At 65.7% G+C, this 1,185-nt stretch carries 1 protein-coding gene and 1 pseudogene; one reads left to right on the top strand and one right to left on the bottom strand.

Annotated elements, in window-relative coordinates; genetic code table 11:
* A pseudogene (locus ACT84W_RS05235) lies at nt 1-328 on the top strand (hypothetical protein); the annotation flags it as partial.
* 90 nt (nt 329-418) lie between these two features.
* Here the strand turns inward: ACT84W_RS05235 and ACT84W_RS05230 are convergent.
* Nucleotides 419-1,185, bottom strand: a 767-nt coding sequence (locus tag ACT84W_RS05230; RefSeq protein ID WP_444328445.1) for a diacylglycerol/lipid kinase family protein, incomplete at its 5' end; no start/stop codon positions are given.

Below are 1,185 nucleotides of genomic sequence, written 5' to 3'. Positions count from 1 at the left end.
CGGCAAGGTATCGGACGGCAAGGTCTCCTGCGAGGTGCAGGGGGAGCGCGCTACGCTCATCTGGGACCAGGTCTCCTGCCCGGAGAACCTGCGTGTTTATGACCATGAGGATAAAGGGCAGCTCTTCCGGATGGAGTCCGGTACCTGCCGGCGCATCGATGCACGCCCGCCCGCCCACGACATGGCCTGCGAGATCTCCGATTTCGTCGACGGCGTCCGCGGCCGGAAGGACCTCGCGCGTTGGCGCGACGTTACCCTCGGCACCCTTCGCGTGATGGATGAGGCCCGCCGCCAGCTCGGCGTCGTCTTTCCTGCCGACCTCCGCTGAGCGGCTTCTTTGGGGTAGGCCCAGCTTCGGTACCGCGACTTCGCCATAATTTAAGGCTCATGAAGACCGGCACATGCAATTTCTCGGCGTCTACTTCGGGTAATCGACGTCCTCGGTGCCACCGAAGCCCTCGCGTACCTGCGCGTTCTTGCCGTAGGGGCTCATCGCGTCGACGATCACGCGCGCGGCGCCCGGCAGCGCGCGGGCCTCGTACCTCGTTACGGCGCAGCCCTCCGACTCCCCGTCGACCTCCAGGGGCACGGGCTCGCTCGTCTCGACGACTATGTTCGCGCCGCGGAAGGTCTTTATGTGCGGGCGTCCGAGCTTATTGCCCTCGCGGTCCATGACGTCCAGGAGCCCGTCGTCCATCCTGCAGTTAGGGACGATCTGGATCTCGTTTTGGATCATCGCGTTGTTCGCGACGAGGCACATGATGCCGTGGCACGTGTGCTTCTGCCCGTCGACGGTGACGGTGAAGTCGACCACCTCGGGTCGCGGATTCTCGAGGGCCGCGGCATAGTAAGCCGCCTGTCCGAGCGCCGCCTTGTTCGGCAGGGCTGCTTGCATGAGCTGGGCGTCGTATCCGGTGCCGCTCATCAGCGCGAACCCCCGCTCGTGAGCGGCGCCCTTATCGTCTGTCCAAGAGATCACCCCGAGGTCGACGTCGGCGGTCTTGCCGATTCTGCATGCGCGTGCGAGCGACTGGGGCTCGGGCGTGTTGCCGAGGTTCGCGTTAAAGAGGTTCGCCGTCCCGGAAGGGAACACACAGGTGGGCACGCCGCTTCCTGCGAGCGCCATGAGCACCGAGGACGCGGTCCCGTCTCCGCCCGAGATCACGACGACGTCGAACCCCTTCG

The sequence above is a fragment of the Paratractidigestivibacter sp. genome (assembly GCF_052362415.1).
Taxonomy (GTDB): domain Bacteria; phylum Actinomycetota; class Coriobacteriia; order Coriobacteriales; family Atopobiaceae; genus Paratractidigestivibacter.
The sequence above is the reverse complement of the archived record's forward strand: the minus strand, read 5'-3'. Positions and strand labels throughout refer to the sequence as shown.